Here is a 24,273-nt window from a genome sequence, read left to right as displayed (position 1 = left end):
GGTCGAGTTCTTCGAACGGCTGCAATTTCGACGAGAATGATCGACGATGATTCGGCGCGGTATGCGCCTGGCGAAGCGAGGAGCGCGACATGACGGTCGACAAAACGGGTGCGCAGGTCGAAATCACCCAGCAGGCAGATCGTTTCACCGTCTCGGTGGAGGGTTCGCAGGTCGGCTTCACCGAGTTCGCCGACGACGAGCAGGGCAGGCGCATCTTCTTCCACACCGAGGTCGACGCAGCCTACGGCGGACGTGGTCTGGCAACGATTCTCGTGCAGCAGGCGCTCGACGCCACCCGTTCCGACGCCAGGCGAATCGTTCCGATCTGCGAACTGGTGGCCGCCTTCGTGGGTAAGCATCGGGAGTACGACGACATCGTCGAACCGGTCACCGACGAGATCCGGCAGTGGCTGGCCGACCGGCAGGGCTGACCGCGGGAATACCGTCGGACACCGCCGGGTTGAAGCGCGTAGAGTAGTTGCAGAGTCAACTACATTGCCGAAAGGGAGCCCATGCCCGCAGTGACGGTCGACAACATCCTCGCGTTGCCCCGCATCCCCATGCCCGACGCCACCGCCGTCCCCCGGCCGGTCCGGTCGGTCACGACGGCACCGACGGGATACGAGGGGGAGGGCTTTCCCGTTCGCAGAGCATTCGCCGGGCTGGACATGTCGTCCCTCGACCCGTTCATTCACATGGATCAGATGGGCGAGGTGAATTACGCGCCCGGTGAGCCGAAGGGGACGCCGTGGCATCCGCACCGCGGGTTCGAGACGGTGACCTACATGATCGATGGGATCATGGAGCACAAGGACTCCCACGGCGGCGGCGGAATCATCAGCGGTGGCGACACCCAGTGGATGACGGCGGGCGGTGGCATTCTGCACATCGAGGCTCCGCCCGAGCATCTGGTGATGTCGGGCGGGCTGTTCCACGGTGTGCAACTCTGGGTCAATCTGCCGCGCGAGAACAAGATGGCGCATCCGCGTTACCAGGACATCACCGGGAGCAAGGTATCGCTGGCGTCGAGTCCGGACGGCGGTGCGCTGGTGCGTGTCATCGCCGGCGAGATCGCCGGTATGCAGGGACCGGGTTCGACGTACACCCCGATTGCGCTCTCGCACAGCACGATCGCGCCGGGAGCGGCGCTGACGCTGCCGTGGAATCGAGAATTCAACGCACTCGTCTATGTTCTCGCGGGAGAGGGCACGGTGGGCGCGGAGAAGCGTCCGATCAGGATGGGGCAGACGGCACTGTTCGGCCGCGGCGACACCATCGAGATGTCCGCATCCGCGGTGGGGGAGTCGCTCGAGGTGTTCGTTCTGGGTGGCCGGCCGATACGGGAACCCGTCGCGATGGCAGGCCCGTTCGTGATGAACACCAAGTCCGAAGTGCTGCAGGCGTTCGAGGACTACCAGGCCGGTCGGCTCGGAGTCCCCGTCGAATAATCGCGCCTACCGTGCAACGATCTCCGGCATGAGCGACGCAGAACCCGGTATCGGTGGAACACGGCTGTACAGCCGATTGGTCACCCGCGCGGACGGCCCGCTCGAGCCCGCGCGGGCGGCCAGGAGGCTTTCCGCCTACGTCTACGGAAACATCCTGGTCCTCGCGGCGGTCGCAGCATCGACGCCCAGCTCGATCGAGCACGGAACGGCGGCTGTTCTGGTTCTGGCCACTGCGGTGACGACGTTTCTCGCGCATGTGTTCGCGGACTTCGTCGCGGGCAGTCAGATCCCCGAAGCGCACGGTGATGCCACCGACGAGCAACGCAAGTTCAAGGCCGTCGAGGAATTTCGCGATGCCGTTCCCATCCTGAGTTCCGGCACCGTCCCTGCGTTGATGCTGGCCCTCGGTTGGTTGTCGGTGCTCCCGGGCCAGTGGTCGGAATTGCTGGCCGGCGGAGTGATCGTGGTGCGCATCGCCACGATTCAGATGGTCACCCAGCGAATTCGCGGCAATCGCTTGACCTTCCGTGCCTTTCTGGGTGGCCTGGCCACCGCTGCGGTTGCTGCGTCGATCGTGCTGGCGAAGGTGTTCCTGGGGCACTAGCTCCCGAACTCGGCGTACAACTCCGGTAGGAAGCCCGCGAGATGGTTCATCTCCTGTCCGCAGTGCAGCAGGAGGTCTCGGGCGAGATCGAGGCCAAGAACGAGGTCCGTCGGGTCCACCGACGCCCCACGGCCGACGGCGCACGCGGCCTGCTTGACGTCCGGTACGTGGAGCCCTCGTAGGTTCAGGAAGAAGCGGCTACGCATCTCGGCACCACCGTCGACAGGGCGCACCTGGTGGGCCAGCCAGCCCAGATCCACCGGTGCGATGGAACTGCCCACTCGGCCGAAGACGATCGTCTGATCTGCGGGAACGTCGAATCCGTGCGCGATCGGATCGCGAAAGGCAATGCCCAGCTGCTGCAGCTTCGGACCGACGTATTCGTCCACGAACGTCGTGTTGCCGATGTACTTGGCCTTGTCGGGAATGTCGAGTGACGTTCGATCCTCGGCGAAGTCTGCGTAGAGGTGGGCATCGGGATGCCACAGCTTGTATCGCGCGGCCTCGGTGGAATGCCAGCCGAACCACCAGTCCCACATCGCTGCCGTCACGCGCGGCATCACCGTACGGACCGCTACGAACGTCACCCCGTCGGCGCGGCGACCGTATCCGGTCTCGATCGTGGAGTAGCCGGTGGACGCGAGATCGGTTGTGATCGCATCGAATCCGGGGATCGACTCGGGCGCGAGGGCAGGTCCCGCGTAGGCGTCCGCGACGACCGCCGGTGCGGGCGTCGTCCTCGGTGCCATGTATCTGGCATACGGCAGGTTTCGATCGGCCTCGCGGTAGCCCTGGTAGCGCTCGGTGCACTGGCCGCCCGAGCCGGTCGCCGGGGCCGCTGCCGCCTTGGCGACCGGGCCGACGACGGCGATGGTGGCCGCGGCAGCCGCTCCGATCATGATCTGGCGTCTGGTGGGCCCCCGGCCCGTGTTCCCCCCGTTGCTCAACATCGGTTGAGACTAGGTCTCGGAATCGACGAATGTCAACGGCCTGGCACTACACTGCGCGGTATGAGGTCGGCACACTCCAAGGACGACGAGTCGAGAGTGCGTCGGCGCGACGAGATCGCCACTGCCGCCATCGAGGTGCTCGCCACGCAGGGGCTGCGCGGCTTGACCCACCGGGCGGTGGACGCCGCAGCGGGACTCGGCCCCGGATCGGTGAACTACCACGCGCCCACCCGGAGTCGGCTGCTTCACCTGGCTCTCGGTCAACTGTTCGTCCGCGACTTCGAGGTGGCCGGAGCGACGTTCGGCACTCTGGTGGACGTCAAACCGCTCACCGTCGACGTCGTGATCTCCCACATCATCGACTTCATCGACGCCATGACATCGGCAGACGCGGTCAAACGGGTGATCGCGCGCCACATCATGCTCGGCGAGGCGCAGCACGACGACGAAATCCGCGAGTTGTTCGACAGTCAACGTGCAGCATTCGTCACCTACACCCAGTGGATCGTCGCCTCGCTGGACTCCGAGGATCCGCCCTCCGACGCCGAAACTCTCGTGGTGATGATCGAAGGTCTCGTTCAGCGGCAAGTGCTGATCGGATCGCGCCTTTCCCCCACCTTCATCGAGCAGATGTTGCGCAAGATCATCGTGGCCTCGCCGTTGGTCGAGGGCTGACCGGGGGACGTTGCTTCATCCCAGCAGCGTGCGACGCTCGGTGTGGGTGAAGGTGAAGATCGTTGCGCCGAAGCTGAGCAGTGCGGTCAGAAGCAGCACCTGGGGTCCGGTGATGACGACGCCGATGAAGGCTCCGATCGCTCCGCCCAACGCGAACGATCCGAGAAGGGCTGTGTAGCACAGCCAGTCGTAGCGCGTTCCCCCGCCGAACAGGTGCCGTTCGATACCCTGGCCCAGCTTCACCAGCGTTCCGGTGACGTAGCTCAGCGGAATGTAGGTCTCTTCCTTCTTCGTGAACGCGGTGTTGAGTGCGCCGAGTGCGAAGGCCACCAACAGAATCGGGTAGAAGTTCACGTTCGCCGACGACCATCCCGAGATGGCGATGTCGATGGCTCCCGCTCCGGCGAGCGCGATCGTGGTCAGCACCGTTGCTCCGTGGGGATGGTTCGACCAGTACCGACGGCGGCAGATCGACGAGATCACCACCCCGGCCAGAAAAGAGCCCATGAGCGCGAGAGCCGCTATCGGTGAGGCGCCCGGGGTGACCTCCTTGCCCTCGGGGTGCCCGAAGTGCCCGACGACAGCACGTTCGGTGTTGCCGGTCATGAAGGTCACGAAGTAGCCGGCAGAATGCAAGAACGCCACTGCGCCCACCATCCCGGCCAGTCCGGACAATATCCAGGACAGACGAGCTTCGGGACCGACTGCTGTGTCGCGGCTGATTGCCACCGGAGAAGTCATGACTCGATTCTCCTGGCTACGGGCGAACCGGCAAATCTTTGAGTTGTCAATCACATAACCGACGCCGATTCACCATTCGCCACCATTCCGCGATGCATCACCCTGTTTCCCACGACTCCGCTGTGATCGGCTCGATGCATCACACATCGGTTGTCCCACATCACCACATCGCCGGGTGCCCACGCATGCCGCAACAGGTTGGTTTCGCGAGTCGAGTGCTCGAACAGCACTCGCACGGTCTCGTGCGCCTCCTCGGAGGACATTCCACTGATCGCGACGCACCGCGCCGGTGCCGACAACGCCAGTGCAGTGCGCCCGGACACGGGATGCACTGCGAACAGGGGATGTTCGGCACTGGAATCGGTGTCCGACGCCACCCCGGTCACTCGATGCGTCACGGTTCGCCCGGCCAGGTTCGCTTTCAGGTCGGCGGGCAGTGTGTCGTAGGCCTCGTACTGGTCGCTGAACAGCGTGCTGCCTCCGGCTTCCGGTACCTCGACCGCGCGTAACGCGGTGTAGGCAGGCGGATTCGGCACATACGTGGTGTCGACGTGGAACGTCGACTTCGGCGGGGTGGTTCGGCCGACGTTGCTGATGACGTTCAGATCGGGGAAGCCCGGCACCGGCGTCTCGCCCTCGGTGAACATCATGTCGCCGAACCGTCGGAGAAACGCCAGGAAACCCGCGTCGTCCAAGGGCTGCTCGCGCAGAATCAGCACGCCGTGTTCGGCCAACAGCGCTCGCAGTTCTTCGGTGTCGGTAGAGCTCAGGTCCAGCTCGGCGATCTCGATTCCCAACGTCACGAGGACAGCTCCTTCACCGACAGTTCGTCGAGCGATCGTGCGAACAGTTCGTCGACGGCGATGCCCGCCGCCGAGGCCATCACCGCGAGCACGCTCGACGGCGAGTACGAGCAGTACAACCCGGCCTCGAGGAACCACGGCTCCCCGTCGGGGTCGATTCGGAAGTCGAAGAGACCGTAGTGTCGGCAGCCGAGAGAGCGATAGCACGATCGTGCTGCGGCCCAGACCTTCTCGGTGATCGGATCGGAGACGTCGACCATCCACGCCTTGGTCTGCTCCTTCGCGACCAGGTACAGATCTCCGTCCGAGGTGCGATTCAACTTGTCGGCGCTGGTGCGGATCGACTCGACGGCGTACTCCTCGAGCGGAAGACAGATCAGCTCGTCGCCTCGGGCGATGATGCCGCAACGTACCTCCCGGCCGAGTGGAACGTACGACTCCACCAGTGCCGCAGACGAGTACGCCAGAGCCTCGCTCACTGCGGTTGCCAGACGGTCGGATTCGCGAACGAGCGCGACGCCCATCGAGTTGTCCGAGTCGACCGGCTTGACGACCACGGGCAGGTCGACGTCGATGTCGTCGCCGCAGCGGACCACCACCCCGGTGGGTACGGCGACCCCGGCCGCAGCGACGACGGCTCGGGCACGGGCCTTGTCCGCCGTCATCGCCATCACGTCCGGACCGTTGCCCACGTACGGCACGCCCAACAGATCGAACAGACTGCGGTACGTCGTCATCCCGGGCAGGCAGAACATCTGCGGCACCATGACGTCGAAATGCCACGACGACATGATTTCCACTGCCTGTGCCAACGACATCTGCTGCGCCGCAGCCACACTGGCGGCATCGATACCGCCGGGGAAGCTCCAGAGCCCACCGGGGGAGACGAACGCCACCTCGAAGCGGTAGTCGGGATTCCCGCCGAGCGCGTCGAGGAATCCGCCCGCGTACACCCGTGACAGATCGCAATGGAACTCGTCCACCGACGATCCGACCAACACCAGTACCGACAAGGTCATCAGTCGCCTCCGTTCTCCACGAGCTTGCCGATGTTGAAGTCGATGCGCGACCAGCCACGTCGCGCCAGCAGATTGCGCAGCAACAGGGACGGGATCTGGAGGTGGTGCACGAGAAAGTACGGCAGAGGATCCCATCCGGTCAGGATGGCGTCCTTGCCGCGGAAGATGCTGCGAAGGCGAGCTTTTCGGTTGCCCTCGGAGAACAAGCGCCATATCTCGTGGTAGACCCAGTAGGTCGGCCGAGCCGTCGGACGCGGCACGATCACCGGGTGGCCGTCGTCGAGATACGCGGCCGCCAGGTCGGGATGGTCGTAGAACATCGTGATGGCCGAGTGGGTGCGGGGGTTGCATTCGATCGCGTATATGTGGCCGTCGGCGGCGGATTCTATGAAGTCGAACGACAGCTGGCCGGTCACGTCCAGAGAAGAGACGAATGTTTCCACCCAGCGCAGGATGTCCGGCTTGTCCACCATCTCGTAGTTGACCTGGAACGCCGAGGACACGCAACAGCCGTACACCTGCAGCCGACCCTGGCGTACCGTGCCGTGCGTGCAGTACTCCTGACCGGCGATGAACTCCTGCAGAATCCACGGATCGTCGTCCGTGATGTGCAGGCTCCTGGCGAACGACGAGTTCCGCTCCGGTGTGCGTGCCGACAACCGCGTCAGGTCCATTCGCCCGACCGGGTTGTACGAGATCCGTTTCAGAATGTATTCGCGACCCGGCGGAAACTCGAAGTCGTCGATCTGGGCCGGATCGGTGATCCGCCGGAAGTCGGGCACGCGAAGTCCCAACGATGTTGCGTGCTCGGAGAATCGGGACTTGTCGTCGACCATTCGCACGGTGTCCGCGTCGCCGTGGATCACTTCGCAGTGCGGGTCGAGCACGGCCCTGGCGTCTGCGTCGTGAATGCTCGCCGCAGGGCTGGCCACGGGGACGAAGACATCGACGTTCTCGCGTCGCACGATGTCCAGCAGAGCCTGCGCGTATCCCGGGGCACCCGGATCGGGTACACAGTGAAATCGGTCGACGGCCCGGGAGAACCGGTGGCCGGTGAAGCGGTACTTGGCCGATTCCACCAGGATCACCCGATGCCCGGCGAGGTGAAAGGAGCGAGCGAGCTGCAGTGCCTTGGTCATCTTGCCGCCGCTGATCAGCACCGTTCTGGGTGACTCGGATCGGCGGGTGGGCGGCGCAGTGCCACCGATCGCGGCCACCGCCGTCGCCGCGAGGTCGACGGGCAGGGTGGCCGCGAGACCGAGCAGCGCGGCAACCGTACGAATCATGTTCGACGGATGAGCGTGACGCCGTCGCGCAGAGGAAGCAGAACCTGCTCCACGCGAGGGTCTTTCGCTACGTAGTCGTTGAATTCGGCGACGGCCCTGCCGTTCTCGGTTGGCTGCTCGCTGTACGGCTGGCCCTGCAGCAGCGTGTTGTCGACCGCGATCACGGCGTTCTCGGCGAGCAGTTCGCTACCGAGCAGATACTCCACGTAGGCGCGGTACCCGGTTTTGTCGGCGTCGATGAATACCAGGTCGAAGCGACCGTCGAGCCGTCGAAGGGTCTCCAGTGCCGGACCGACCTCCACCGTGATGGACGAGCCGGCAGGTGATTCCGCGAAGCAGGACTGCGCGAACTCGGCCACGTACGGATCCACCTCGCACGCCACCACCTCACCGCCCGCAGGCAGAGCCTCGGCCATCGCCAGTGCCGAATAGCCGGTGAACATACCGATCTCGAGTACCCGCTTCGCCCCGGACATGTGCACGAGAAACGCGAGGAAGCGTCCCTCCACGTGGCCGGAGAGCATCTCCATCTCCAGGGGCCCCGAGCCGGAGACCACGTCGCGTGATCTCCAGTCCTCGGTGCGGGTCCGCGACGCCAGTGTCGCCAGCGCTGCGGATTGGGAGGTGGTACAGGTGTCGAGATACGGGTCGAGTCCCGCTGCGAGATCGCGGGCTCGATGAACACGGGTGGTCAGCTCGTCGGTCACCCCGGTGCCGGCGTCGAGCAGATCTGCTATCTCGCTCAGCTCACGCGCCAGAATGGTCGTCGGGGTCACCGGTCGCGGGGCCTTCGTCACGGCGTCGGCGCGGTGAACATGTCGAGGCCCTCGCCTGCCCGGGGGAAGTCCAGGCAGATCTTCTTGTGCAGCGTCAGGACATCGGCCAGCTCCGCTGCGTCGAGGTCGTTGAGGAAGCGGCACGTGCCGATCGGATCGGGCACCGCGGCACGCAGGATCCCGTCGCGTGTCTTGAGGATCGATGCCGTTGCCTCGGAAAGCAATTCGGGTGTCAGGTACGGGCTGTCCAGGGCCAGGCCGATGCTGGACATCACACCGAGTACGCGATCGCGGTCGGCCGTGGACAGATGTCCGCGTTGCTCGGCGACGGTCGTCGAGAGCGCCATGTCGATGTTGATCGCGTGACCGTGGAAGAACGGTGCAGGCGGGGTCAGCTCGAGCGTCGGACTCCAGGTGTGACCGAAGGCGATGACGCGATCGAGATCGATCTCGTGCAGATTGGGGGCCTCGAGTTCGAGCATCGTCGCGATCGCCGAGTAGGTCAGTTTGTCTGCGACCGAACGTAATTCCGCTGTTCCGTCGAGATGGCCGAATCGGGTTCGCAGCAGTTCGGGCCCGTACTGTTCGAGCATCTCGAAGATTTCCAGATTGCCGACCACGGAGATCTTGATCAGCTCGGCCATGCCGTTGCGCACCTGGTCCTCGGGCAGCGTGCCGAGGAACGAGAAGTCCAGCAGCACCTTCTGTGACGCGTGGTAGGCACCGACGCGGTTCTTGTGCTTTCCGTAGTTGACGGCCACCTTGATGGACACGCTTGCATCGATCAAGCCGATCAGGGTGGTGGGAATGCGGATGTACGGGGTGTTGCGGCGGTAGCTGGCGCACGCGAATCCTGCTACGTCCGTTGTCAGTCCGCCGCCCACCACCAGTACCGGCTCGGTGCGGACCAGACCGAATGCATCGAACTCACCCACGATGCGCTCGAAGGTCTCCAGCGACTTGGCGGTCTCCGCGATGTGCACCGGAACCACCGTCAGCGCGATCTCGTGGTGATCGAAGTATGCGCTGATCCGGTCGCCGTAGATGTCGTGCACCGCTTCGTCGACGACCATCAGCGCGCGACCGTACGGCCGGTAGCTGTCGGCCAATTCGGTGTTCTCGATCGCGAACACCCCGTCGACGTAGATCAGGTCGTACTCGATGCGCTCGTATCCCTCGACGCGAAACGACCTGTCCCCGGCAACGACCTGGGCCTGAAGATTGCTCACTGGTTACTCCTGGAGGATTGGATGAAAAGGTCAGACAAAACGCGCGCTCCGCAGGTCGGGCTCAGGCGGAGAGCAGAGCTCGGACGCGCTCGGGATCGAGTGCATCGACGGTCTCGGTGGCCGAGTCGAATTCGGTGCCTGCAGTGTTCTCGTTGGGGAATGCCACACAGGTGATGCCCGCAGCCGCTGCCGCCTGGACACCGCCGGCGTTGTCTTCGATGGCCACACTGTCGGACGCGTTCTCGCCCAGCGTCTTCAGCGCGTACTGGTACGAGGCGGGGTCGGGCTTTCCCGGCTCGACCGAGGTGGCGTCGACGATGACGTCGAACGAGTCGGCGGTGAGTTCGGGAGACAGAGCCGCGAGGAGCGCGTCGATGTTCTCTCGCGAGGTCGTCGTCACGAAGCCGACTTTGAGGCCGTTCGCTTTGGCGGAGTCGATCGTGTCGGCGACTCCCGGACGTGTCTTGACGTCGGACTCGCCGATCAGTCGTTGGAAGATCTCCGATTTGGTGGCGTGTACGGCCGCGGCGTCCACCTCGGTTCCGGTCTCGGACGCGTATTCGCTGATTCGGTCGGCACCACCGTTCGAGCCGAGCATGGCCCGGTAGTCGTCCCGGGACCAGTTCCAGTTCAGATCGTGCGCTGCGAACGCCTCGTTGAACGAGCGACGCTGCAGTTCGGACGTGTCGACGAGTGTGCTGATCGAGCCGAACAGAATTGCGGGCATGGTTGCCTTTCGGAGCGAGAGACGTTGTACCAGTCAACGTCTCGCGTAAGCGCGATGGGGTGAGTTGGTTCGGGGGGTATGCCCCATCGGAGTCGAACGGGAAACCTTCGAATTTTTTTTCGGCCGAGCGTTCGTCAGCGGGGCCGCACGGGTGCAGCCAGAATGGTCGGTGTCGAGCGGCCGCGCAGTGTCACCGTCTCGCCCGTCGTCCAGTGCGTGCGTTCGTCGTCGGATGCGTGATCGAGCACCGTCGACGACGTGAGCACATCGGTGTCGGGGTCATCCTTGGCGAGATCGGTGAGCCGGGCCGCCTGGTTCACCGTGTCGCCGATGACGGTGTACTCGAAACGCGACTCGGCGCCGATGTTGCCTGCGATGACCGATCCGTACGTGACTCCGATGCCCAACTCGTAGTCGCCGTCGATGGACAGTTCGGCCGCCAGGGTGCGCGCGGTGCGTAGTGCGGCGGTCGCGGGATCCGGGTGATCGACCGGAGCACCGAAGATCAGCAATGCGGCATCACCCTCGAACTTGTTGACGAATCCGCCGCCTCGCTCGCCGTGCTCCACGACGACCGCGAAGAATCGATTGAGCCAGTCCACCACGGCTTCGGCCGATTCTCGTTCGGCGCGAGCCGTCGAACCCACGAGATCGACGAACAGCACCGCCACAGTCCGATTCTCGCCGCCGAGGCGGGGTGCGCTCGCGAGCGCTCGCTGGGCGACGTCGTGGCCCACGTGGCGACCGAACAGCGATCGGAGACGTTCGCGCTCGTCCAGTCCGACCACCATCTTGTTGAACCCGTTCTGCAAACGGCCGATCTCGGAGGCGTCGTAGACGTCGACACGGGTATCGGTCGCCCCGGCTTCGACGCGTTGCATGGCGCTGCTGACCTGCTGCAGCGGGTCCGAGACGGAGCGTCCGACCAGAAACATGCCGCCGAATCCGACGACCAGGGCAACCGCGGAGAGCGACACCATCGCGGGGGAAAGATCGACGTCGGGAGGGATGACGGTGTCGATCAACCTGCCGAGTCCGATGAGGCCCAACCCGAGAACGGGAATCGCTGTGCTCAGGACCCAGATGAGAACGACACGAAGCCGAACACCGAGAGCTGCGGAATCGGTGACCGCACCGACGTCCATCACCGCGGCTGTGATCGGGCGAAGAGTTCGTTCGGCCACCAGGTAACCCAGCGAGCACGTTGCCAAGCCGCCGAAGCTGACGGCGATCGCCACGATGATCGACAGCGCCGCACCGGCCGACGCATTGACCGAGACGAACACCGCGACGCCGAGCGCCCACAGCAGAACGTGGACGCCGAGTTGGCGCAACGGCAGTCGGACGACGCCGATCGCGGTCTCGTCCGTCGGTGTTCCTCCGGTGTGCAGCCACCGAATCAGGGGTGCTGCGACGCGGAGCCCGAGCCCGATACCGATGGCTATCGCGACCGGTAGGTACACGAAGAACGCCAGGTAATTTCGGTCCGACAGGATCTCTTCGGAACCGACCGGCAGCGGCAGGACGAAGCGCGCCAATACGAACACGATGACGGCCCCGATGGCGTTGGCCGACACCATTCCCACCGCGTACAGACGCATGGGTCTGCGTTCGAGGGCAGATCGCAGGGCGGCGATCACCGGTGGTTCTCCGTGTTCGGCACGCTCGAACTCTAGGGGTCCGGCGAAAAGAATCCAGGAACTTCTGCCCGAACGACTACCTGTGTCGCTGAGTACCTGGTAATCTCCGTAACAGTTACCTACAGCTTTTCGACGATGGAAGGAACCACGGCGATGACCAGCACACTGTCCCGGAACGACGTTCTCGAGCCGGAGGACGTTTCCGCTCGTCTGCTCGATTCCGCCGCCCAGCTGTCCTACGACCCGTCCGAGGAAGTCGACTGGGAAGCCGACCTCGATCCCTCCCTCTACGGACTCAATCCGGAGTGGAGCACCCTGTACGGGACGAAGCTGTGGGACGAGATGAGCGAGGAGCAGCGCATCACGCTCACTCGCCACGAGGTCTGCTCCATCATGAGCACCGGCATCTGGTTCGAGATGATCCTGCAGCAGATGGTTCTGCGCGATCAGTACTGCAAGGACTCGTCGAACTCCGACTTCCAGTTCGCGCTCACCGAGATCGCCGACGAGTGCCGTCACTCGATCATGTTCGCCCGCGCCTGCCAGAAGATGGGCATCAAGGCATACCTGCCGCGTCGATCGAGCATCGAACTCGGCCGCGGCTTCAAGGCTCTGGCGTCCGCCGAGGTCGCCTACGGCGGCATCCTCGTCGCCGAAGAGGTGCTCGACGTCATGCAGCGCGACTGGATGCGCGGCGAGAACGTGCTGCCACTCGTGCGCACCACCAGCAAGATCCACGTCGTCGAGGAATCACGGCACATGACCTTCGCGCGCGCTCAGATGCGTGAGGAGATCGCCCAGAAGAGCCCGGCTCGCCGCAAGACCAGTGCGCTCGTCGTCGCGATCGCTGCTCGGCTGATCGTGTCCAACATGGTCAACAAGGAGGTCTACGCAGCAGCGGGCCTCGACGTCGACCGCGCGGTGAAGGAAGCGAAGAACAACGCGCACCACCACACGATGATGCGTACTTCGAGCGAGCACCTGATGGCATTTCTTCTCGACTGCGGTTTGATCACCAAGCCGGCCGAGATGATCTACCGTCGCTTGCACATGCTCTGATCGCACCGCTCCCGCTCGAGGCCGTGAAGGACATCCGATAACCCATGCCGTTCGCGATCACGCAGAACTGTTGCAACGACGCATCCTGCCTGTCGGTGTGTCCGGTCAATTGCATTCACCCGACACCCGACGAGCCGGACTTCGGTAAGACGGAGCTGCTCTACATCGATCCGCGCTCGTGCATCGACTGCGGAGCCTGCGCCGACGCGTGTCCGGTGGACGCGATCACGCGCGTCTCGAGACTGACGCCGGATCAGCAGATCTATGCCGACATCAACGCCGACTACTACAAGGACAAGCCCGCCGTGGCCGAGTGGGGCGCGCCCCGATTCCCGGTGGCGACGGTCAACGACCTACCGCCGATCGACATCGCCATCGTCGGAACCGGGCCTGCGGCCTGCTACACCGCTCAGGCGTTGCTGAGGGTGCCCGGCACCAGCGTCACCTTCTACGACCGGCTGCCCGTCGCGGGCGGTCTCGCCCGCTACGGCGTCGCTCCCGATCACCTGGGTACCCGACGCATCAGCGAGCACTTCCGTGGGATCTTCGCCCATCCTCGGGTGACGATGAAGCTGGGCGTCGAGGTCGGCAAGGACGTCGACCACGTCGAACTGGCCCGCAAGTTCGATTCGGTGGTCTACGCCGTCGGTGCCGACAAGGACCGGTCCCTCGAGATTCCCGGTATCGACCTCGACGGATCCGTCAGCGCGCGCACCCTGGTGGGCTGGTACACCGGCCACCCCGACGTTCCCGCCGACGCGATCGATCTCGCCGGCGTCGACCGCGTCACCATCATCGGAAACGGCAACGTCGCGCTCGACGCGGCTCGTATCCTCACCGCCGACCCGGACGGGCTCGACGGAACCGAGATCGCCCCGCACGCGCTGGCCGAGCTGCGTCGCCATCGAGTGAACGAGGTCGTCGTACTCGCCCGTCGTGGGCCCGAGTTCGCGGCGTTCACTCGTTCCGAGTGCAAGGCTCTGGTCGATCGGGCAGGCGTCGACGTCGTGGTGGCAGGTCCGGACGGAATCGTCGACGCGATCGATCGGCTGCCGTTGTCCGCTCCCGCATCGGCTCTTGCCGGGGCAACGCGAGTCGAGCTGGGATCGTCTGTGCAGGGCCGCCGCATCGTCTTTGCGTTCGGCCGGGCACCGGCTGCTCTGCACGGAAGCGGCTCGGTGGAGTCCATCGAGGTGGGGGTGGGTGAACACGCGGTCACTCTCTCGTCGGAGCTGGTGCTGCTCGCGATCGGATACCGCGGAACTCCGTCGCCGGGCATTCCGTTCGACGACATCACGGGCACCATTCGCAACGAGGGTGGTCGTATCACCGCCGCCGACGGCACTCCGGTTCCAGGCTGTTACGTCGTCGGTTGGGCCAAGAGAGGTGCCACCGGTGGCATCGGCGACAACAAGATCGACGCCGAGGAAACCGCCGAAGCGCTGCTGGCCGACGTGCCGACACGCGGGTCTGCGCGTCCGCTCGGGTGGTACGGAAAAGTGAGCGCGGCCCTGGGCGACCGCGTCTCGCGAGTGCGCTGACCGGCCGGTATCGCTCGGTTCTGTTCACCTTGTGTAGCAGTCTCATTCGAGTCTGAGCGATTCGGATGTGCAGCGCGGCGCGCAGGGTTACCGTTGAGTATGGCTGAACGGGGGGCCAAGCCCCAGGTTTCTTTTGTGAGACGGACGATGCTGCGCGCAGTCCGATCGTTGTTCAATCCGCTCCGGCCCGACGACTACCTGTCGATGATCAATCCGCTGTGGACCACTCGCGAACTTCGAGGGAAGGTCGAGCGGGTGGTTCCGGAGGGGTCGGAGGCCGTCTCGGTGTACATCCGTCCAGGTTTCGAGTGGCAGGGCCACACGCCCGGGCAGTACGTCCGACTCGGAGTGCTCATCGACGGTCGGTACCACTGGCGGGCGTATTCGATCACCTCCGATCCGGATCCGGTGGACGGCCTGGTCAGTGTCAGCCCCAAGCTGGTGCCCTCGGGCACTGTCTCGCCGTACCTGGTGGGCACCATCAGAACGGGCGATATCGTCCGGCTCAGCGAAGTCGAGGGTGAGTTCACTCTGCCGAGCCCGATTCCGGAAAAAATGGTCTTCATCAGCGCGGGCAGCGGGATCACGCCCATCATCAGCATGTTGCGCGCCCTCGACCACCACGATCAGGTGACCGATGCAGTCGTGGTGCACTCGGTGCACAACCGCGAGCAGTTGATGTTCGCGGACACGCTCGACGAGCTGGAAGCCAAGCACGCCGGGCTCACGGTGAAGTTGCGGATCACCAGCGACGAGGGGCGGATGAAGGCCTCCGAACTGGACGAGCTGGTTCCGGATTGGCGTGAGCGGGAAGCATTCTGCTCCGGCCCGGGTGAACATCTGGACGATCTGCGCTCGTACTGGAAAGACCAGGGCGACTACGACAGATTCCATCACGAGAGCTTCCAGCCCGTCATCGGCGGCGGAGACGATGCAGGTGAGGGCGGCACGGTCAAGTTCCTCAACAGCAAGAAGGACGTCGAATGTGACGGCGGCACAACGATTCTCGCAGCAGGCGAAGAAGCCGGGCTGGATCTGACGTTCGGCTGCCGCATCGGCATCTGTCACACCTGCGTAGGTACCCTGAAGAAGGGGCGTTTACGTGACCTACGTAACGGGGATATCTCCGAACCTACGGGGCAAGCGGTTCGGATCTGTGTCAACACTGCTGAGGGCGACATCGAAATCGAACTCTGATCAACACATCGAACAGGGGAATTCATGACGATCGACGAAACCACCAGGCGTACCGGCACCAGTGACGAACCGGTGAACCCGCTGGCACACCTGAGCGACGAGACCATTGCCGAACTGGCCAAGGAGTTCGACGCGATCCACGACGAGGTGTACGCCAGCCTCGGTGACAAGGATCGCAAGTACATCACGTCGGTGATCGCCGCCCAGCGTCAGTTGCTGGTCGCGGGGCGTGTGCTGCTTCTCGGCTCCACCAGCAAGCCGGCCTGGCTCGCCGGAACGACATGCCTCGGGATCGCGAAGATCCTCGAGAACATGGAGATCGGCCACAACGTCATGCACGGCCAGTGGGACTGGATGAACGATCCGGAAATCCATTCGTCCGTGTGGGACTGGGACACCGCCTCCACCGCCAGTTCGTGGAAGCACTCCCACAACTACGTGCACCACACGTACACGAACATTCGCGGCAAGGACAAGGATCTCGGGTACGAGATCATGCGTATCGACCCACGTCAGAAGTGGCACCCTGCGTACCTGGCCCAGCCGTTCTACAACGTTCTGCTGATGGCGTTCTTCGAGTGGGGCGTCGCCCTGCACGATCTCGACATCGAGGCCATCCGTCGTGGCGAGAAGCCGATCAAGGATCTCGTCGAGGACCTCAAGGGCATCGGCGTCAAGGCTCGTAAGCAGTTCGTCAAGGACTACGTGGGCTGGCCGATCATCAGCGCCGGTGCGTTCGCGCTGGCGCAGCTGGCTTCGGGTGGCCGGTTGCCCGAGAGCAAGAGGTCGCGTCTGGCGTCCAAGCTGCGTGGGTCGGCTCGGTTCGGCAAGAACCGCCGGACGGCCGCTCTGTTGGACAGCCGCCTCAGTGGTGTCGAGAGCACGTTCCTGTCCACGTTGGCCGCCAACTTCACCGCCAACATCATTCGCAACGTCTGGTCGAACGCGATCATCTTCTGCGGCCACTTTCCCGACCAGGCCTACACCTTCAGCCAGGAAGAGGTCGAGAACGAGACTCGCGGCGGATGGTACGTCCGTCAGCTGGTCGGTGCCGCCAACATCGACGGCGGACCACTGTTCCACCTGATGAGCGGCAACCTCAGCTACCAGGTGGAACACCACCTCTACCCGGACATGCCCAGCACTCGCTACGCGGACGTCGCGCCGAAGATCAAGGACATCTGCGAGCGCTACGAACTTCCGTACAACACCGGACCGTTCTTCAAGCAGTGGGGCATGGTCCAGCGGACCATCGCACGGCTGGCGTTCCCGGGCGGCAAGACTCGGCCGAAGCCGGGCCCCTACCGGCCTGAGGAGAGCTGGCGTCGTAAGTTCGCCGAGGGTGCCACCAAGGACAGCGAGGCCGCGAAGACGCGTGGGCGCGTGCCCGCCGGGCACCCGGCAGCCGGGCCCGAGCACAACTCCGGTGGCGTCGACGTTGCGCCACCGCCCCGCGGCGACGACTGAGTTTCGTCCGTAGAGAGCCGACAAGAACCGCGGCCACCCGACTTCCGGGTGGCCGCGGTTCTGCGTTGTGGTGGGTCAGGTCATGTCGACGTCCTTGGTCTCGATCAGCCTCTTGGTGCACACCAGACTCAGTACCGACAACAGGGCCAGCATGACGCCGATGGAGATGCTGCCGAATGCGGCCGTGAGCGGTGCGGCGAGCATCGGCGGAATCGCTCCACCGAGAACTCCGGCGAGGTTGTAGCCCAAACCTGCTCCGGTGTAACGGAATCGAGTCTGGAACAGCTCGGGGAGCAGGGCTCCGGTCGGTCCGTAGGCCACTCCGAAGATGGCCAGCGTGACGCACATGCCGATCACGAACGCTGCCGGTGACCCGGTGTCGAGAACGGGGAACAGTGCGATCGACCAGGGTATCGCGATGATGCACGCTCCCATGATCACCCGCCGACGTCCCACGCGATCGGAGTAGGTGGCAGAGACTGCGATCGCGATTCCGAAGATCACCGCGGCTCCGATTCCGGTGATCAACACGAACGGGCGCTCGAATCCGAGTGTCTTGGTGCCGTAGCTCGTCAGGTACGCGGTTCCCATGTAGAAGAAGGCGAACAGTGATGCCAATGCACCTGCAGCAGTGATGATTTCGCGCTTCTGGATGCGCCAGGCGTCGAAGATCGGCAGTTTCGTCGGAGCCGCGTTCGCCGGTGCCTGCTCCTCGACGAGTTTGTTGGCGCGAAAGACCGGGGTCTCCTCGATGGCCAACCGCATGTACAGGCCGATGAGTACCAGAACGGCGCTGAGCAGGAACGGGATTCGCCAACCGTAATTGAGGAACGTCGCGTTGGTATCGCCGAGCAGGAGGCCGGTCGCGAGGAATGTGGCGCTGGAGAAGATGAAGGCGGCCGACGGTCCCAGCTGGGGGAACATCGCGTAGAACCCGCGTTTGCCGGGCGGTGCGTATTCGGCCGTGAGCAGGGTCGCGCCGGCCCATTCGCCGCCGACCGCGAACCCTTGTCCGAACCTGAGCAGTACCAGGATGATCGGCGCGGCCACGCCGATGGTCTCGGCGCCGGGGAGCAGACCGATCGCGAACGTGGACACACCCATCAGCAGCAGTGTCGAGATCAGGGTCTTCTTGCGGCCGATGCGGTCACCGAAGTGTCCGAACAGCACTGCGCCGACGGGCCTGGCGATGAACGCGACGGCGAACGTCGCGAACGAGGCCACCGTGCCTGCGGTGGAGCCGAGGGCCGGGAAGAAGATCGTCGGGAAGACCAGCGCTGCTGCGGTGCCGTAGATGAAGAAGTCGTAGAACTCGATCGTCGTGCCGATGCCACTGGCGACAGCGACCCGGCGGACACTGGTCTTGGTCTGCACCGCAGGTGGCGTCGACGCGGACACACCCGGGTCGTCGGGTGAGACAGTGGTCATTGTTCCTCCGTTTTGTCGGGTATCGGGTAAATGTGCGATACCGAGTGCGACGAACGGTAGTGACACGGGTCACCCCACGAATACCCCCGGATGGGGGTGTGGGTGGCGGAGAGTGCGCACGTCCGCCGAGGGTTCGACTCAGGCGCACCTCAGGGTTCGCCGGTACCGTTTCGTCACGGGGGCGGAGAGCCCGTTTCTGCGGTCGGTGAAGCGGAGGTGTTCGTATGTCCATAGACCACAATCGAGACGTGTTCGACAGCGCGCGGGTAGCCGCTGCATACGTGGAGTACGCGGGTCCCACCGATGGGTTTCTCGACCGTGGGGAGGCGGCGGCGCTGGTCGCAGCAGCCGGGGTTGCTCGCGGGAGACCGGTACTGGATGTGGGCGTCGGCAGCGGCCGAACCACGGCGCTGCTGCGACTGCTCAGCGACAACTACGTCGCGATCGACTACGCACCGAACATGATCGCGAGCTTTCGACGGAACTTTCCCGACCTACCGGCGCACGTGGCCGACGCACGTGATCTCGCGGACTTCGCCGACGGGGAGTTCGGCTTGGTTGTGTTCAGCAACAACGGAATCGACACCGTGACACACGATGAACGCCGTCGGGTACTGGCAGAATTCCACCGAGTCCTCGGCGAGTCCGGAACTCTGGTCTTCTCCACTCTCAACCGCAACGGACCGTCGTTCGGGGAGAAGCCGTTTCAGCTGAGCAGGCCGACCCAGAAATTCACGTTCTCACTCGAGCGCATCGTGACCGCCGTCGGCAGGCGACTGCTCGATCCCGCCGGAGTCGTTCGTAGCGTTGCCAATTGGTGGTCTGCGCGCAGTCGAGTCGTCGATCGCGGAACGTGGGCCGTCGCTCCGCTCGCTGCGCACGATTTCGCTCCGTTCATGCACTTCACCACGGTGACGGATGTGCGACGACTGGTGACCGACGCCGGATTCACCATCTCCGAGATCTTCGCCGACGACGGTTCGATCGTGGCCCCCGACGCTCCGACGAGCTCGGCGGACAACTTCACCGTCGTCGCGCGAAAGTAAGGGCCCTCAGCCCAATCGCTCGAGTGCCTCGGTCATCTTCTCCACCGTATCCGGCGCGACCTTGGCCTCGAACCCTGCCTTCAGAAACGGGCCGGCCACCTTGGCGGCACCGTTGAATTCGATTTTCGCGTGGTAGTCGACTCGGGTCGAGCGCGGTCCTTCGGCGGTCAACGTGATGTCGTCGACGCTCGTGGCCGTCTTGTTCTCACCTTCGAACACGACGTGATCGGGCTCGTCGGTGACCAATGTGTAGGCCAGTTCGGTGGTGATACCGAACAACTTCGAAACGTTGTGCCACTGCGTGCCGACGGCAACCGGACCGTCGGAAATCTGTGTACAACTCTGGGTCCCGGGATCCCACGCTGCCGCATTGGAGAAGTCCCGGAGAAATGCCGCTGCCTTCTCGATCTCCACTGCGGCGGTGAATGTTCTGGTGACGTCGACCATGACGCTCTCTCTTTCTTCTTCGTGTGGATCAGTCTTCGAGGCGGACGCCGAGATGGTCGGCGAGACGGCGCATGGTGTCGACGATCTGATCCTCGGTCACCCGGGGGAAGCCGGCCATCTTCCTGAACTCCTGGTCGGTGACGCGTGACCAGTCGTAGACCTGAGTCAGGGCAGTGCGATCCTCGGAGACCGCGTCGAGCTCCCAGGACCACCGCGTACCGCGAGGCTCCATGCCTCGACGACGAGGAATCCATCCGATGCGCCGGTCCTGCTCGAACACGAACACGGTGTTCTCCATGACGTACTCGCCGAGCTCCGGCTGATACATGTCCATCGCGAAGGTGTCGCCCACGGCCCCCAACGGCATCGGGTCGATAGCCCCACGCAGCATTTCCGAGCCGTCGACCGCGGCCTGGACCTCGGGGTTGACGAGCGCGGTGAACACGGAGGCGGGGGGAGCGTCGATCACGCGCCGAACGGTCAACTCGTCGGTCATGGAACACGCCTTTCAGTTGTTTGTGCTGGCTACGGACTTACCCCCGGCTGCGGGGAAAGAAACTCCGATCGCCGTTTTTGCCTCGCAGTGGACACAGCGACGAAACACGACCGCCACCAATCGTTCGTACAGTCGCCGGGTCGGACTCCGCACAATCCAGGTGCGGAGCAGCACCTTGTCAAGGGGTAGCCATGAGTGGAAATACCGTCCGCCTGCAGGCGATCAAAGACGTCGAGGCGTATGTACCGCCTGCGGTCAGCTTCGTCGGAGACGAGAAGCCGGGCGAGATCTTCGGTGAGAACGTCTTCAGCAAGGTCGTCATGCAGAAGCGTCTGCCCAAATCGGTCTTCAAATCGGTGATGGCAACGATCGACAAAGGCAAGAAGCTCGACCCCATGGTCGCCGACGCTGTCGCGTCGGCGATGAAGGACTGGGCACTCGAGAAAGGCGCGACGCACTACGCGCACGTCTTCTACCCGCTCACCGGGTTGACGGCCGAGAAGCACGACAGCTTCTTCGATCCGGTCGGTGACGGCAGCGCACTCGCGGAATTCGCGGGCAAGACCCTGATCCAGGGCGAGCCCGACGCATCGAGCTTCCCCAACGGCGGCCTGCGCAACACGTTCGAGGCGCGCGGATACACCGGCTGGGACGTCACCAGCCCGGCATACGTGCTCGAGAACCCGAACGGCAACACTCTCTGTATCCCGACGGTGTTCGTCTCGATGACCGGTGAAGCCCTCGACCACAAAACGCCGCTGCTGCGCAGCCAGCAGGCGATGGGCGGTCATGCCGAGCGCATCCTGAAGCTCTTCGGCCACGAGAACGTCGAGAACATCGTCTCGTTCTGCGGCCCCGAGCAGGAGTACTTCCTCGTCGACAGGCACTTCTTCCTCGCCCGGCCGGACCTGCTCAATGCGGGCCGCACCCTGTTCGGCTCGAAGCCGCCCAAGGGCCAGGAGTTCGACGATCACTACTTCGGTGCCATCCCCGAGCGGGTGCTCGGCTTCATGATGGACACCGAACGCGAGCTGTTCAAGCTCGGCATCCCGGCCAAGACCAGGCACAACGAGGTCGCACCCGGACAGTTCGAGATCGCCCCGATGTTCGAGCGCGGAAACATCGCGGCCGATCACCAGCAACTGCTGATGACGACGTTCAAGACCATCGCCAAGAAGCACGGCATGGAGTGCCTGTTCCACGAGAAGCCCTTCGAGGGCGTCAACGGCTCCGGCAAGCACGTCAACTTCTCGCTCGGAAACTCCGACCTCGGATCGCTGCTGGTTCCCGGCGACAACCCACACGACAACGCGCAGTTCCTGGTCTTCTGTGCCGCCGTCATCCGCGCGGTACACAAGTACGGCGGTCTGCTGCGCGCGTCGGTGGCGTCGGCGACCAACGATCACCGCCTCGGCGCGAACGAGGCTCCGCCCGCGATCATCTCGATCTTCCTCGGCGATCAGCTCGCCGACGTGTTCGATCAGATCGCCAAGGGCGCGGCCACCTCGTCGAAGGGTAAGGGCACCATGATGATCGGTGCCGACACCCTGCCCGTGCTGCCGACCGATCCCGGTGACCGCAACCGAACCAGCCCGTTCGCCTTCACCGGCAACAGGTTCGAGTTCCGTGCACCCGGTTCGATGCAGACCGTCAACGGCCCCATGGTCACGATCAACACGATCATGGCCGAGGCTCTCGACTACATGGCGACCAACCTCGAGACGGCCGTCGCCGACGGCACCGATTTCGACACCGCGGTGCAGAACCTGTTGACGGAGATCATCACCGAACACGGCGCCGTGGTGTTCAACGGCGACGGCTACTCCGACAACTGGCAGATCGAGGCCGAGGCACGCGGTCTACCGAACCTGCGTACGACGCTCGACGCGTTGCCGGAGCTGATCTCGGATTCGGCCATGGAGCTGTTCGAGAAGTACAAGGTCTTCAACCACCGTGAGATGCACTCGCGCTACGAGGTGGGACTCGAACAGTACGCGTTGACGGTGTTCGTCGAGGCTCGTCTGACCCTCGAGATGGGCCAGACCTCCATCCTGCCCGCAGCGGTGCGATACCAGACCGAGTTGGCGCAGAACGTCAGCGCGCTCAAGGGTGCCGGTGTCGACGATGTGGACATGACTGCGCTGCAAGCAGTGTCGGCTCCACTGTCGGAGCTGCGCGCAGCGTTGACGACGTTGAAGACCGCCCTCGAAGCCGATCCCGGCGGCGAGGCACTCGCCGAGGCGACACACGCGAAGGACGAACTGCTGCCGGCAATGGCCGCCGTTCGATCTGCCGCGGACACCCTCGAGGCAATGGTGGCGGACGATCTCTGGCCGCTGCCGACGTACCAGGAGATGCTGTACATCCTGTAGTGCGCTGCGGGCAGGAGTGGAGCCTGCGGAACGACCGGGTAGCGCAGTGGTGTGGATAAATGCCCCGGAGGGCACTTATCCACACCACTGTTGTGTTCGGGGTGAGCAATATCTCGAGTCGGAATAGCTCGATGGATCTTTCGGGTTCGGAGTGGACAGTGGCAAAGACTGTGCACGCACTCGTGAGGAGAGAGATTCATGAAGTTGTTTTCCCCGTTGGCACTCGGTGAGCTGAAGCTCGACAACCGGTTGGTGATGGCCCCGTTGACACGCGTGCGTTCCGGCAAGGACGGTGTGCCGGGCCCGCTGGTGGTCGAGCACTACAAGCAGCGCGCATCGCTGGGGCTGATCGTCAGCGAAGGCACCTACCCGAGCCGCGCCGGCCAGGGCTTCCCGGGTCAGCCGGGCCTGGTGACGGACGAGCAGATCGCCGGCTGGCGCAATGTCGCCGACGCGGTGCATGCCGACGGCGGACTGATCGTCGCGCAGGTGATGCACGCCGGTCGGGTGACGCACGAGGCGACGACGGGTGGCCACGAGGTCGTCGGACCCAGTGCCATCGCCATCGAGGGGGACACCCACACCTACGAGGGTAAGAAGCCGTACCCCACCCCGCGTGCGCTGCGCGAAGACGAATTGCCCTCCGTGATCGCAGATTTCGTGCAGGCGTCGAAGAATGCCATCGCCGCCGGAATGGACGGCGTCGAGATTCACGGTGCCAACGGCTACCTGTTGCACGAGTTCCTCTCGCCCGCCTCGAACCAGCGCGACGACGCCTACGGTGGCTCGCCGGAAAACCGGGTGCGCTTCGTGGCCGAGGTCGTCGAAGCAGTGGTCGCTGCTCTCGGAGCGGGCAAGGTCGGAATTCGCATCTCTCCCGAGCACAACATCCAGGATGCGCTCGAGACGGACGCCGACGACGTGCGCGCCACCTACCGTGCGTTGGTCGAGCGGCTCGCGCCGCTGGGACTGGCGTACCTCAGTGTGCTGCACAAGGATCCGTCGGGCGATCTGGTCCAGGATCTGCGACAGGCGTTCGGCGGACCGGTGCTCGTCAACAGTGGCTTCGGTGAGATCACCACCCGCGACGAGGCGCTCTCACTCCTCGACAACGGAATCGGCGACGCAGTTGTCGTCGGCCGTCCGGCGATCGCGAACCCCGACCTCGCCTACCGTTGGCGCGAGGATCTGCCGTTGAACGAGCCCGATCCGAGCACCTTCTACACCGATGGTGCCAAGGGCTACACGGATTACCCGGCCCTGCAGCACTGAGAGTGCCTGCGGCAGTGGTGCGGTCGAGTGCCCCTGAGGGCACGCAGGGG

23 protein-coding genes are annotated in these 24,273 nt (G+C 64.3%); 11 read left to right on the top strand and 12 right to left on the bottom strand.

Annotation, left to right across the window (positions count from 1 at the left end; translation table 11 throughout):
- The first annotated feature begins 89 nt into the window (after positions 1 to 89).
- The 3 genes from CH306_RS04690 to CH306_RS04680 all read left to right on the top strand — a co-directional run bounded on the left by CH306_RS04690 (position 90) and on the right by CH306_RS04680 (position 2,052).
- The gene (locus tag CH306_RS04690) at positions 90 to 431 is read left to right on the top strand and encodes a GNAT family N-acetyltransferase (RefSeq protein WP_094645775.1); all 342 of its coding nucleotides are present in this window, start codon (positions 90 to 92) and stop codon (positions 429 to 431) included.
- Positions 432 to 512: 81 nt separating this feature from the next.
- Complete coding sequence (locus CH306_RS04685) at positions 513 to 1,448, top strand: pirin family protein (RefSeq protein WP_094645774.1); 936 nt, start codon at positions 513 to 515, stop codon at positions 1,446 to 1,448.
- Positions 1,449 to 1,476: 28 nt separating this feature from the next.
- Positions 1,477 to 2,052, top strand: coding sequence for a hypothetical protein (locus tag CH306_RS04680; protein WP_094630395.1), 576 nt, complete (start codon positions 1,477 to 1,479; stop codon positions 2,050 to 2,052).
- On the opposite strand, the gene CH306_RS04675 is transcribed toward CH306_RS04680, so the two are convergent.
- A complete protein-coding gene (locus CH306_RS04675; RefSeq protein ID WP_256981030.1) occupies positions 2,049 to 3,002 on the bottom strand; it encodes a DAPG hydrolase family protein in 954 nt (317 codons plus the stop codon). The genes CH306_RS04680 and CH306_RS04675 overlap by 4 nt on opposite strands.
- A gap of 60 nt (positions 3,003 to 3,062) precedes the next feature.
- Between CH306_RS04675 and CH306_RS04670 the strand changes: the two genes are divergently transcribed.
- Complete coding sequence (locus CH306_RS04670) at positions 3,063 to 3,677, top strand: TetR/AcrR family transcriptional regulator (protein WP_052049656.1); 615 nt, start codon at positions 3,063 to 3,065, stop codon at positions 3,675 to 3,677.
- Positions 3,678 to 3,692: 15 nt separating this feature from the next.
- On the opposite strand, the gene CH306_RS04665 is transcribed toward CH306_RS04670, so the two are convergent.
- The 8 genes from CH306_RS04665 to CH306_RS04630 form a co-directional block, all read right to left on the bottom strand.
- On the bottom strand, positions 3,693 to 4,418 hold the full coding sequence (locus CH306_RS04665) for a YoaK family protein (RefSeq protein ID WP_045196782.1): 726 nt from the start codon (positions 4,416 to 4,418) through the stop codon (positions 3,693 to 3,695).
- A gap of 50 nt (positions 4,419 to 4,468) precedes the next feature.
- Positions 4,469 to 5,221, bottom strand: a complete 753-nt coding sequence (locus tag CH306_RS04660; RefSeq protein ID WP_094645773.1) for a TauD/TfdA dioxygenase family protein — start codon at positions 5,219 to 5,221, stop codon at positions 4,469 to 4,471.
- Positions 5,218 to 6,240 carry a D-alanine--D-alanine ligase family protein gene (locus CH306_RS04655; RefSeq protein WP_094645772.1) on the bottom strand — a complete coding sequence of 341 codons (1,023 nt, stop codon included), beginning with the start codon at positions 6,238 to 6,240 and terminating at the stop codon, positions 5,218 to 5,220. The genes CH306_RS04660 and CH306_RS04655 overlap by 4 nt, the downstream gene beginning before the upstream one ends.
- The gene (locus CH306_RS04650) at positions 6,240 to 7,526 is read right to left on the bottom strand and encodes an ATP-grasp enzyme (RefSeq protein WP_032395995.1); all 1,287 of its coding nucleotides are present in this window, start codon (positions 7,524 to 7,526) and stop codon (positions 6,240 to 6,242) included. Before CH306_RS04650 ends, CH306_RS04655 begins: the two co-directional genes overlap by 1 nt.
- Complete coding sequence (locus CH306_RS04645; RefSeq protein WP_094645847.1) at positions 7,523 to 8,302, bottom strand: O-methyltransferase; 780 nt, start codon at positions 8,300 to 8,302, stop codon at positions 7,523 to 7,525. The genes CH306_RS04650 and CH306_RS04645 overlap by 4 nt, the downstream gene beginning before the upstream one ends.
- 17 nt (positions 8,303 to 8,319) lie before the next feature.
- Positions 8,320 to 9,531, bottom strand: coding sequence for a sedoheptulose 7-phosphate cyclase (locus CH306_RS04640; RefSeq protein WP_094645771.1), 1,212 nt, complete (start codon positions 9,529 to 9,531; stop codon positions 8,320 to 8,322).
- Positions 9,532 to 9,592: 61 nt separating this feature from the next.
- Positions 9,593 to 10,258, bottom strand: coding sequence for an HAD-IA family hydrolase (locus tag CH306_RS04635; protein WP_032395993.1), 666 nt, complete (start codon positions 10,256 to 10,258; stop codon positions 9,593 to 9,595).
- A gap of 134 nt (positions 10,259 to 10,392) precedes the next feature.
- Entirely contained in the window at positions 10,393 to 11,898 is a 1,506-nt protein-coding gene (locus tag CH306_RS04630) for an adenylate/guanylate cyclase domain-containing protein (protein WP_094645770.1), read from the bottom strand.
- Positions 11,899 to 12,051: 153 nt separating this feature from the next.
- On the opposite strand from CH306_RS04630, the gene CH306_RS04625 reads away from it, so the two are divergent.
- The 4 genes from CH306_RS04625 (at position 12,052) to CH306_RS04610 (ending at position 17,162) form a co-directional block, all read left to right on the top strand.
- A complete protein-coding gene (locus CH306_RS04625) occupies positions 12,052 to 12,957 on the top strand; it encodes an AurF N-oxygenase family protein (RefSeq protein WP_045200329.1) in 906 nt (301 codons plus the stop codon).
- Positions 12,958 to 13,001: 44 nt separating this feature from the next.
- On the top strand, positions 13,002 to 14,498 hold the full coding sequence (locus CH306_RS04620; RefSeq protein ID WP_094645769.1) for an FAD-dependent oxidoreductase: 1,497 nt from the start codon (positions 13,002 to 13,004) through the stop codon (positions 14,496 to 14,498).
- A 99-nt stretch (positions 14,499 to 14,597) separates the two neighbouring features.
- Positions 14,598 to 15,695, top strand: coding sequence for a ferredoxin reductase (locus CH306_RS04615; protein WP_179272981.1), 1,098 nt, complete (start codon positions 14,598 to 14,600; stop codon positions 15,693 to 15,695).
- Between the two features lie 24 nt (positions 15,696 to 15,719).
- Positions 15,720 to 17,162 carry a fatty acid desaturase family protein gene (locus CH306_RS04610; RefSeq protein ID WP_094645767.1) on the top strand — a complete coding sequence of 481 codons (1,443 nt, stop codon included), beginning with the start codon at positions 15,720 to 15,722 and terminating at the stop codon, positions 17,160 to 17,162.
- Between the two features lie 75 nt (positions 17,163 to 17,237).
- Here the strand turns inward: CH306_RS04610 and CH306_RS04605 are convergent, their stop codons facing one another.
- Positions 17,238 to 18,590, bottom strand: a complete 1,353-nt coding sequence (locus CH306_RS04605) for an MFS transporter (protein WP_094645766.1) — start codon at positions 18,588 to 18,590, stop codon at positions 17,238 to 17,240.
- 224 nt (positions 18,591 to 18,814) lie between these two features.
- On the opposite strand from CH306_RS04605, the gene CH306_RS04600 reads away from it, so the two are divergent.
- A complete protein-coding gene (locus tag CH306_RS04600) occupies positions 18,815 to 19,636 on the top strand; it encodes a class I SAM-dependent methyltransferase (protein WP_094645765.1) in 822 nt (273 codons plus the stop codon).
- Between the two features lie 6 nt (positions 19,637 to 19,642).
- Here CH306_RS04600 and CH306_RS04595 read toward each other — a convergent pair whose 3' ends face one another.
- Both CH306_RS04595 and CH306_RS04590 read right to left on the bottom strand, forming a co-directional pair.
- The gene (locus CH306_RS04595; protein ID WP_094645764.1) at positions 19,643 to 20,083 is read right to left on the bottom strand and encodes an SRPBCC family protein; all 441 of its coding nucleotides are present in this window, start codon (positions 20,081 to 20,083) and stop codon (positions 19,643 to 19,645) included.
- Positions 20,084 to 20,111: 28 nt separating this feature from the next.
- The gene (locus CH306_RS04590; protein ID WP_032395985.1) at positions 20,112 to 20,579 is read right to left on the bottom strand and encodes an SRPBCC domain-containing protein; all 468 of its coding nucleotides are present in this window, start codon (positions 20,577 to 20,579) and stop codon (positions 20,112 to 20,114) included.
- A 191-nt stretch (positions 20,580 to 20,770) separates the two neighbouring features.
- Here CH306_RS04590 and CH306_RS04585 point away from each other — a divergent pair, with 191 nt between their 5' ends.
- Both CH306_RS04585 and CH306_RS04580 read left to right on the top strand, forming a co-directional pair.
- On the top strand, positions 20,771 to 22,951 hold the full coding sequence (locus CH306_RS04585) for a glutamine synthetase III family protein (RefSeq protein WP_032395984.1): 2,181 nt from the start codon (positions 20,771 to 20,773) through the stop codon (positions 22,949 to 22,951).
- 198 nt (positions 22,952 to 23,149) lie between these two features.
- On the top strand, positions 23,150 to 24,223 hold the full coding sequence (locus CH306_RS04580) for an alkene reductase (protein WP_094645763.1): 1,074 nt from the start codon (positions 23,150 to 23,152) through the stop codon (positions 24,221 to 24,223).
- Positions 24,224 to 24,273 lie beyond the last annotated feature (50 nt).

The organism is Rhodococcus sp. 15-725-2-2b (genome assembly GCF_002259075.1).
Lineage (GTDB): Bacteria > Actinomycetota > Actinomycetes > Mycobacteriales > Mycobacteriaceae > Rhodococcoides.
The sequence above is the reverse complement of the archived record's forward strand: the minus strand, read 5'-3'. Positions and strand labels throughout refer to the sequence as shown.

Bases quoted from the DNA above. Each gene is read 5' to 3' on its own strand.
- CH306_RS04690 (WP_094645775.1), top strand. From the start codon at position 90: ATGACGGTCGACAAAACGGGTGCGCAGGTCGAAATCACCCAGCAGGCA.
- CH306_RS04685 (WP_094645774.1), top strand. From the start codon at position 513: ATGCCCGCAGTGACGGTCGACAACATCCTCGCGTTGCCCCGCATCCCC.
- CH306_RS04680 (WP_094630395.1), top strand. From the start codon at position 1,477: ATGAGCGACGCAGAACCCGGTATCGGTGGAACACGGCTGTACAGCCGA.
- CH306_RS04675 (WP_256981030.1), bottom strand. From the start codon at position 3,002: ATGTTGAGCAACGGGGGGAACACGGGCCGGGGGCCCACCAGACGCCAG.
- CH306_RS04670 (WP_052049656.1), top strand. From the start codon at position 3,063: ATGAGGTCGGCACACTCCAAGGACGACGAGTCGAGAGTGCGTCGGCGC.
- CH306_RS04665 (WP_045196782.1), bottom strand. From the start codon at position 4,418: ATGACTTCTCCGGTGGCAATCAGCCGCGACACAGCAGTCGGTCCCGAA.
- CH306_RS04655 (WP_094645772.1), bottom strand. From the start codon at position 6,240: ATGACCTTGTCGGTACTGGTGTTGGTCGGATCGTCGGTGGACGAGTTC.
- CH306_RS04650 (WP_032395995.1), bottom strand. From the start codon at position 7,526: ATGATTCGTACGGTTGCCGCGCTGCTCGGTCTCGCGGCCACCCTGCCC.
- CH306_RS04635 (WP_032395993.1), bottom strand. From the start codon at position 10,258: ATGCCCGCAATTCTGTTCGGCTCGATCAGCACACTCGTCGACACGTCC.
- CH306_RS04625 (WP_045200329.1), top strand. From the start codon at position 12,052: ATGACCAGCACACTGTCCCGGAACGACGTTCTCGAGCCGGAGGACGTT.
- CH306_RS04620 (WP_094645769.1), top strand. From the start codon at position 13,002: ATGCCGTTCGCGATCACGCAGAACTGTTGCAACGACGCATCCTGCCTG.
- CH306_RS04615 (WP_179272981.1), top strand. From the start codon at position 14,598: ATGGCTGAACGGGGGGCCAAGCCCCAGGTTTCTTTTGTGAGACGGACG.
- CH306_RS04610 (WP_094645767.1), top strand. From the start codon at position 15,720: ATGACGATCGACGAAACCACCAGGCGTACCGGCACCAGTGACGAACCG.
- CH306_RS04605 (WP_094645766.1), bottom strand. From the start codon at position 18,590: ATGACCACTGTCTCACCCGACGACCCGGGTGTGTCCGCGTCGACGCCA.
- CH306_RS04600 (WP_094645765.1), top strand. From the start codon at position 18,815: ATGTCCATAGACCACAATCGAGACGTGTTCGACAGCGCGCGGGTAGCC.
- CH306_RS04595 (WP_094645764.1), bottom strand. From the start codon at position 20,083: ATGGTCGACGTCACCAGAACATTCACCGCCGCAGTGGAGATCGAGAAG.
- CH306_RS04590 (WP_032395985.1), bottom strand. From the start codon at position 20,579: ATGACCGACGAGTTGACCGTTCGGCGCGTGATCGACGCTCCCCCCGCC.
- CH306_RS04585 (WP_032395984.1), top strand. From the start codon at position 20,771: ATGAGTGGAAATACCGTCCGCCTGCAGGCGATCAAAGACGTCGAGGCG.
- CH306_RS04580 (WP_094645763.1), top strand. From the start codon at position 23,150: ATGAAGTTGTTTTCCCCGTTGGCACTCGGTGAGCTGAAGCTCGACAAC.